The sequence below is a fragment of the Metallosphaera yellowstonensis MK1 genome (assembly GCF_000243315.1).
In the GTDB taxonomy this organism is placed as follows: Archaea; Thermoproteota; Thermoprotei_A; order Sulfolobales; family Sulfolobaceae; genus Metallosphaera; species Metallosphaera yellowstonensis.
The window spans coordinates 19,525-26,229 of sequence record NZ_JH597755.1 but is presented as its reverse complement, the minus strand read 5'-3'; the positions used below and the strand labels follow the sequence as shown (position 1 = coordinate 26,229).

At 44.9% G+C, this 6,705-nt stretch carries 6 protein-coding genes and 2 pseudogenes; 3 read left to right on the top strand and 5 right to left on the bottom strand.

Features of this window, described 5'->3' with window-relative positions; genetic code table 11:
- The coding region (locus METMK1DRAFT_RS00215; protein WP_048087244.1) for a transposase at positions 1 to 508 on the top strand (508 nt) is incomplete at its 5' end.
- Positions 509 to 658: 150 nt separating this feature from the next.
- Here METMK1DRAFT_RS00215 and METMK1DRAFT_RS00210 read toward each other — a convergent pair.
- From METMK1DRAFT_RS00210 to METMK1DRAFT_RS00200, 3 genes are all read right to left on the bottom strand, one after another.
- Complete coding sequence (locus METMK1DRAFT_RS00210; protein WP_172634090.1) at positions 659 to 1,759, bottom strand: glycosyltransferase family 4 protein; 1,101 nt, start codon at positions 1,757 to 1,759, stop codon at positions 659 to 661.
- Positions 1,760 to 2,223: 464 nt separating this feature from the next.
- Positions 2,224 to 2,832 carry a DUF1616 domain-containing protein gene (locus tag METMK1DRAFT_RS18030; RefSeq protein ID WP_245544501.1) on the bottom strand — a complete coding sequence of 203 codons (609 nt, stop codon included), beginning with the start codon at positions 2,830 to 2,832 and terminating at the stop codon, positions 2,224 to 2,226.
- 70 nt (positions 2,833 to 2,902) lie between these two features.
- Positions 2,903 to 3,850, bottom strand: a complete 948-nt coding sequence (locus tag METMK1DRAFT_RS00200; RefSeq protein ID WP_048087242.1) for a glycosyltransferase — start codon at positions 3,848 to 3,850, stop codon at positions 2,903 to 2,905.
- A 121-nt stretch (positions 3,851 to 3,971) separates the two neighbouring features.
- Between METMK1DRAFT_RS00200 and METMK1DRAFT_RS16945 the strand changes: the two are divergent.
- Positions 3,972 to 4,768, top strand: a pseudogene (locus tag METMK1DRAFT_RS16945) (transposase).
- Between the two features lie 174 nt (positions 4,769 to 4,942).
- Here METMK1DRAFT_RS16945 and METMK1DRAFT_RS00190 read toward each other — a convergent pair.
- Positions 4,943 to 6,049, bottom strand: a complete 1,107-nt coding sequence (locus METMK1DRAFT_RS00190; RefSeq protein WP_009069339.1) for a glycosyltransferase family 4 protein — start codon at positions 6,047 to 6,049, stop codon at positions 4,943 to 4,945.
- 141 nt (positions 6,050 to 6,190) lie between these two features.
- Between METMK1DRAFT_RS00190 and METMK1DRAFT_RS15335 the strand changes: the two genes are divergently transcribed.
- Complete coding sequence (locus METMK1DRAFT_RS15335) at positions 6,191 to 6,463, top strand: hypothetical protein (RefSeq protein ID WP_009069337.1); 273 nt, start codon at positions 6,191 to 6,193, stop codon at positions 6,461 to 6,463.
- Here METMK1DRAFT_RS15335 and METMK1DRAFT_RS18025 read toward each other — a convergent pair.
- A pseudogene (locus METMK1DRAFT_RS18025) lies at positions 6,450 to 6,705 on the bottom strand (IS1 transposase); the annotation flags it as partial. The gene METMK1DRAFT_RS15335 and the pseudogene METMK1DRAFT_RS18025 overlap by 14 nt on opposite strands.

Here is a 6,705-nt window from a genome sequence, read left to right as displayed (position 1 = left end):
CGTGAAGGAGAACGTGGTGTCTGAGCTCAAGTCCAACCGGAGGCTCCTCAGGGTCGAGTCGGCCCGGGGGACCCTCGAGGAGGTGGAGGGACACCTCCGAGTGGGGGACCTACCCCCCGGAGTCTACTTCGCCGACCTGACCCTGGGAGACCGAGCTATTACGGTAAAGTTGCTAGTCCGGGAATATAAACGTGACTCCGGGACACACGTGAAGTGCCTCTACACGACCGACCTCTCGCTCAGCGAGGAGGAGATCGAGGAGGCCTGGAGGATGAGGTGGGAGATCGAGGAGCTCCACAGGGACGTCAAGGCCCTTGGACTGGAGGACTCCTCGTTCTGGAGGAGGGAGAGGCTCCAGGGCTACCTCGCGATCTTTACCATCATGACCAACGTCGTCAGGGAGCTGATAGGGGCTCTTAACCTGAGGAGCGTGGAGGCGTTCCTCAGGTTCGTTGAACGTCATTTAGGCGGACCGCCGGGGCTGATGAAAATCTTTAAGTTACGTTAAAGTCCCATAACTGCTGTGAATCAACATCCTTTGTAAGTAAAGAGCGGTCTTCACTTAACATAAGTAGATTCACGCATCGCCTGAATTTATTTTCTAGAAGATAAAGATGAGTTTTGTAGAAGATGCCTCCATGGATCTCTATACCGAATATTATTTTTCCATATGTCCTTCCTCGAGTATCCTAAATATCTTTTGCCTGAACTTTGAGAAAGAAAATAGCTCCGCCCTTTCTTTCGAGAGGGAACTTAGGAACTTAAAGTATCTTTCATCGCCTGCTAATCTGAGGATATGTTCCGCGGCCTCTTCGACAGATGAGTAAGCCAAACCGTATTTTCCCTCTTTGACATTGTCTTGCCACGGCCCAGTCGATCTATACAACACTGGTACGGCTCCAGCATACATGGCCTCAGCTATCCCGAGGCCGAAATTGTCGATCCTTTGAGAATGCAGGACGACCTTGGCCTCAGACAGAATCTCCCATTTCTCCTTTTCCGAGACGTCGGTGAGTAATTCAACGCTGCCTGTCGCCAATTCCTTTAATCTCCTGAAGTAATCCATTGAAGAATCTGCGGATCTTAACCCACCAATGATCTTAAATTCGATTCTACTATTGACGGACTTAACTCTTTTGGCTATCTCAATGAATTCCTCCCAACGTTTAAGAGGAAGGTATTTCCCTATCCCCACTACTAAGTCCATCTTTTCCCTAACCTTTAGATCCTCCTTAGGGATTATGGGAGGATATAGGACTTCACATTCTGTGTTCTGAGTCTCCCTTAACACTCTCCTTATATATTCGGAGCTACAGATCAGTCGCCCAGAAATAGCCAATTTCCTTACTATGGAGTAGCCTAAAGAGAAATATAGTGATTTGAGGCCAGTATATTTTTCCCTCACCTTATTTGTCTTGTAGAGGAGTGGATGTGGATAAAGGACGTAATTGATGTTCATTCCTATGGGATATTCTCTAAAATAGAGATTGAGAATGTAGTCAAATCTCTTGAGTAAAGCAGTCGACTTCAGAGAAAAGTAATTTAATGGGGGAGAAATAAGGGGACCCTTAATCAATTTTAGGTTAAGGGTCTTGGTATCAGACAAGACATCCGTGAGATTCTTGGGCATCGCTGTAAGGTACCTAGTATCAGGTTCCTTCTCATAAACACAAGAGATATCTGCGATTCCGAACTCTTTGAGTGCTTTGAGGAACGAAAGAGCCACTACCGCTTCACTGCTGAAAATCAGTGGAGGCATGATGACTAAAGCTCTCCTCATTTTTAACCTTGATATAGAAATCGAAAACTTAATTATTATATTTGCACTATAATGGGCTGTGACCTTGGCTTCCTTAACCGAATATTGATATGGGGAAGGAGGGTTTTTAACTGAAAGAATGATAGAGAAACCTGATTGATATTTTTAATGAGCCTTAGGAGTTAACGGATATTCATATGCTTTTACTATACCACGGTTCCAATTGTCTAAACAGATGAGAACTGATGATAGATGAAGAGCCTTTATTATAACATCTAGGTAGTGTAATCTTTCGTAAGATGCTTTGTGGGACTGTTCAATTTTCTTAGGCGTTGAGCCCAGTGAGTTTTCTTGATTTCAAAATTTAGTGTTGAATTGAAAATAAGTTTAACGTTACTCCTGATAAAAATTGGAGTAGACCACAAAGCACTCGTATCTTGATCCTTGCAGTCTAATCCCGGATATTACGTTTCTACACTCACTGGTATCTGTGTAAATACGTTATCGTAGACGAACTTTCCAGAGTGTGGGTCGTAGCTGTATAACAAGAACATTACCTTATACGTTCCTGCAGAATAGAATGTATAGTTGACTGGGATAGTCAATGAGTGGCCATTCATTATAATAAAATACAAGGTATCTAATGTGGAGTTAGACGTTCCATTATTTACTATAACCTCCAATTGATATAACATGGGTCTACCCTCATGGTTTTGTATTACAAGATAGACGGAGTTGTTCTGATATATCTGAACATAATTTGGATATTTTCCAATTGTTCCCTGGCTATTCAACATAAGCATGTCAGTGAAATGTTCGCCACCCAGAGAGTTGATGAAAATGTAGCCAAACACGGAGAATAAGAGTAGGATCAACAAACCTACGACTATTCCAGTGGAAAAGCCTTCTGATTCCTTGTTTCTCTGACGCGTAATCCTAGCTTTTCTGTTAAATGAGTACCAGATTAGGTTATAATATTTAACTAATATTGGAGAAAAGAAATATAAAATAAGAAAAATCGATATAGGGATGCCTAAGACCACTAAGTATATAAGAACACTATCGATCCCCATCTGTCTCACATAATCTGTGTAAATTTTATTATATGTTGCTATAAACTGGGAAATATTATAGGCTTGCATCTTACTTTTCAGCCTCTTTTCCACTCTTAGTAAAAAACCCTATTGAAAATCCCAACATGGAAAGTAATATGAAGAACGGAGCCATGAGCACGAACTTGGAGTGCTTATATTGTTTACATGTCTCTGAGTTTACCTTGAGTGCTAATACAAGGTATCCCAAAATTAATAATGAAACTGCAATTATTGTTTTATCCAAGAATATCAAAGCCGAAATGATAACTAACATCAATATGACTGTAGCTATCCTAGCAAACGCGTCTCTAAGAACCCAAGAGTTCTTTGTGAACCTATAATACAACTTCGCTCCCAGGGCAGCTTCCATGTTCTGTTTGATATAAGAAAGGATCGTATTCCTGTGGTAATGATAGATGATATCATCATAGTTCACGCTAAAGGAATAGCCAGCCCTCACCAATTTATAAAGTAATTCGTCCTCTTGCATATAATTCATTTTTTCGTTGAACCCTCCCACCTTAAGAGCTGAGTCTCTCCTATAGACTGCTCCGTTCGCTGTAGTAAACCCCTTGCAAAGAAAGGTGTCTATACTTTTCTGCATGAAGGTAGATTCTTTGGGAGCGAGGACTTTCGTAAAAACTACGGCTACCCTTTCGTCTTCTTCCATTATCTTTATGGCCTTAAATATCCAGGTCGGTGTCGCTATAGTGGCGTCGCTATCGAGAAACGCTACATATTTTCCCCTACTCTCCAATAGTCCCCTGTTATACGCTCTTCCCCTACCTCTCTTACCTTCAGTAACGATCCTAATCCTCTCGCCATAGTACTGTTTTATGATTGTTATGGTGTCATCGGTGGATTTTCCATCTACTACTACTATTTCCATGTTTTTATATTCTAATACATTTAATGACTCTAGTGTCTTTTTGATAGTTTTGCCAGAATTTAGCGTAGGAATCACAACAGTTACTAACGGAAGCTCCACAAGATTCATACTCGTTGAAAATAAAAAGTCTATCTTTGAATGCGCTTTGTGGGTTTTGTTCAATGTTATACAAAAGATCATGAACGGTTCCCCAAGTATCACTCGTGGCCGAGAGAAGTAACCGGATTGAATCGAGTACGACGAGAACGTGGTTACCAGGTTCAAGTTCACGTTCCCTGCATGTTCGAACACTGGTGGGAACTCCTTCAGGAGGGGAACAGGTACGCCAGGAAGTCCTACAGGGCTTGAGGGAGTTCCATGAGTCCCAGGCGTTCCTGCACTCCTTCCTGCTTTACGGAGCGATGGGGGGTGTTGAGGGCCTTGGTGAGGCTAGGGATCGTCCCGACCAGTCTCGACTAGCACGGGGTATGGGAGAGGGTGAGGAGGGTCAGGCTGGCCATTCTGGGCCGAGGGACGAGCTGGAGCTCATGGCAGACGTGATCGGCGTGAGCACTACAAGGGGTAGTGCGTGATCGAGAAGTGACGGAAGACCAGGGCGTCGAAGTTCCTCAAGGTCGAGGTCGTGGTGAGCGGGGAGGATGTGTAGGTCGTGAACGCCGAGGTGACAGTGAGGTCGAGTCGGCGGTCGAGGCCGTGGAGGGGTTGAAGTTCTAGGGAAGGCCTACGACGCTGATGCGGCACGGGAGTCGAGGTCGTCTTCCCTCCCAGCAGGAACGCGTCCACCAGGAGCCCGCCAGGAGGAGGACTATCATGGAGTTCAGCCCTGGTCACGACCGTTGGAGGGACCAGAGAGAAGGTCGTAGGTGGCTCGTGGGGTGTTTTCCCTATCGTCAAGAAGACGTTCGGTGAGGTCGTCAAGGCGAACCTGTCGAGTCCTCGAGGCCCGACTCAAGTTTTGGACCTTCCTAGATGACCCACCTGGCCAACCTGATCGTGGGGAGGGACCCTGGGAATGTCAAGGGATGACCCAGAATTCTGGGAAATCCATTGTTCTCCTGACGACCACGTCCTATCTAGTCATTTTAGTTGGAATAACTGAAGTAGCACACAAAGTACTTTGAATGAGAAATTATGATGAGACGCTTACCCTAATTAATTTGGAGAGATGGTCGGCTTTAGTATGTAATAAGTTTGCTAGGATCAGCTCTTAATTATGGACTCGTATACATGCATTAATTCCTTAGTTATCTTTAGATAATGAAATTGTTTAGCCTTCTCTAGCCCCTTGATCCCCAAATTCTCCCTGTATATTCTATTCGAGAGAAGTTTGCACGTTTTTTCTGCTATATCTTGCGGATCTTCTGGATTCACTAATACCCCTACGTCCGATGCTATCTCCTTCATTGACCACCTGTCAGACGTGACTACGGCTTTCCCACACGCCATGGCTTCAACTAAAGGCATGCCGAAACCTTCATATAATGAAGGGAAAATGAAAACTTCACTACCGTTATAGAGCTGAACCAAACGCTCGTTATCCACAAACTCTCTTATAATTACATGATCGCTTTCGTTTCCTAGTTCCTGGTTTATCATATTCTTTCCATGACTCCACCAACTGCCTACTATTACTAAATTTACATCATCATAACATCTTCTTATTAATTTAAATGCTCTTAGAAGATTACGTGGATTTTTTAATTTATCGAATCTAGAGACGTTAAAAATATATCTTCCCAGCCCCTGAAGCGTAGAGGGATCTCGCTCCTCTTGTTTCAATGGTCTAAATATAGGATCGACCGGATTATATACAACGTAAACATTGCTCTCATCTATACCGAGCGACTCAATCAGTTGTTGCCTTGTACTGTGGGAAACTGCTATAGTTCCCTCAATTCTCCTTAACACGTGTCTCAGTATTGCGACATTTGTCGCTTCTTTACGGTTTAGGAATTCCCTAAGTATTAAGGGTTTGAGATCATGCACTGTCACGATCCTTTTGAACTTCTGGGGAAAAACTATACCGAGCAAAGAACTGACGTGGGGATATAACATGTGGTATACGTCGAGGTCTATCTTCCATAGAGCGAATTGATGTGATATGGTATCGGTTAAAATGTCACTTCCCCTTATCTTAGGAAGCCTTCTAAGTTGAACAGAATTGAAATTACTGTTTTCTAGTCGACCTTTGGAGACCAGGATCACATCATTATTAAGTTCCTCTAATCCTTGAGCTATCAGGAACGTTAATCTTCCCAAGCTCCACGTTCTATTAACGTTAGCGAACCCCATTAGTCCTATCTTCATTTGGTTACACATCATAATAAGGCCGTAGAGATTAAAAATTAATCCAAAGTAGAGGTGTTTAAGTAGCACGCGTCTAGTTCACCTCAGATGCGGGAGTGTTCTCATGCAGTCATCCTATTCGATGAGAGTTAGTGATATTATATGAGGCTCTTGAATTACCTTGATCCCCTCCAGGGAGGCCCGGTTCGGGGGGTGACCTCCCTGGAGACGTGGGGCTTCCCGACTATCGTCAAGGCCAGGCTGTACTGGAGCGGGCTAAGCTCCTGGTCACGGCCTTGGTGTCCCTGGCGAGCCTGGCTAGTCGACCTGAGGTGGGAGTTGAAGCTCTACGCGTTGTGCTCCTTGCCCGTGACGTGCTTGTCCAGGCTGGTGGACCTGGTATTGGTCGGAGTAGTTCACGTCACCAGGGGGTGACCGGGAGCCGGTAGAGCTCGTAGTCCCTGTCCCCGACCGTGAAGAAGGGGACCCAGTCCACGAGGGAGGCCCACACGTTCCTCCCCTGACCTCTCCTGACCTTGAGGAACGTCCAGAGCTCGTCGAAGATCCTGGCCTTCCCCTTGACCCCTTGAGCACTTTGGGGAGGCCCACAAGACCCGAGTAGGCCCTGACTCCCGTCCTCCTGACCTGGTAGACCGTGGTCAGGGGAACTCCCTCGA

What these genes read in the sequence shown, in the direction of transcription:
- METMK1DRAFT_RS00200 (WP_048087242.1), bottom strand. Translation starts at nt 3,850, where the DNA reads ATGAATCTTGTGGAGCTTCCGTTAGTAACTGTTGTGATTCCTACGCTA.
- METMK1DRAFT_RS00190 (WP_009069339.1), bottom strand. Translation starts at nt 6,049, where the DNA reads ATGAAGATAGGACTAATGGGGTTCGCTAACGTTAATAGAACGTGGAGC.
- METMK1DRAFT_RS15335 (WP_009069337.1), top strand. Translation starts at nt 6,191, where the DNA reads ATGAGGCTCTTGAATTACCTTGATCCCCTCCAGGGAGGCCCGGTTCGG.
- METMK1DRAFT_RS18030 (WP_245544501.1), bottom strand. Translation starts at nt 2,832, where the DNA reads ATGGGGATCGATAGTGTTCTTATATACTTAGTGGTCTTAGGCATCCCT.
- METMK1DRAFT_RS00210 (WP_172634090.1), bottom strand. Translation starts at nt 1,759, where the DNA reads ATGCCTCCACTGATTTTCAGCAGTGAAGCGGTAGTGGCTCTTTCGTTC.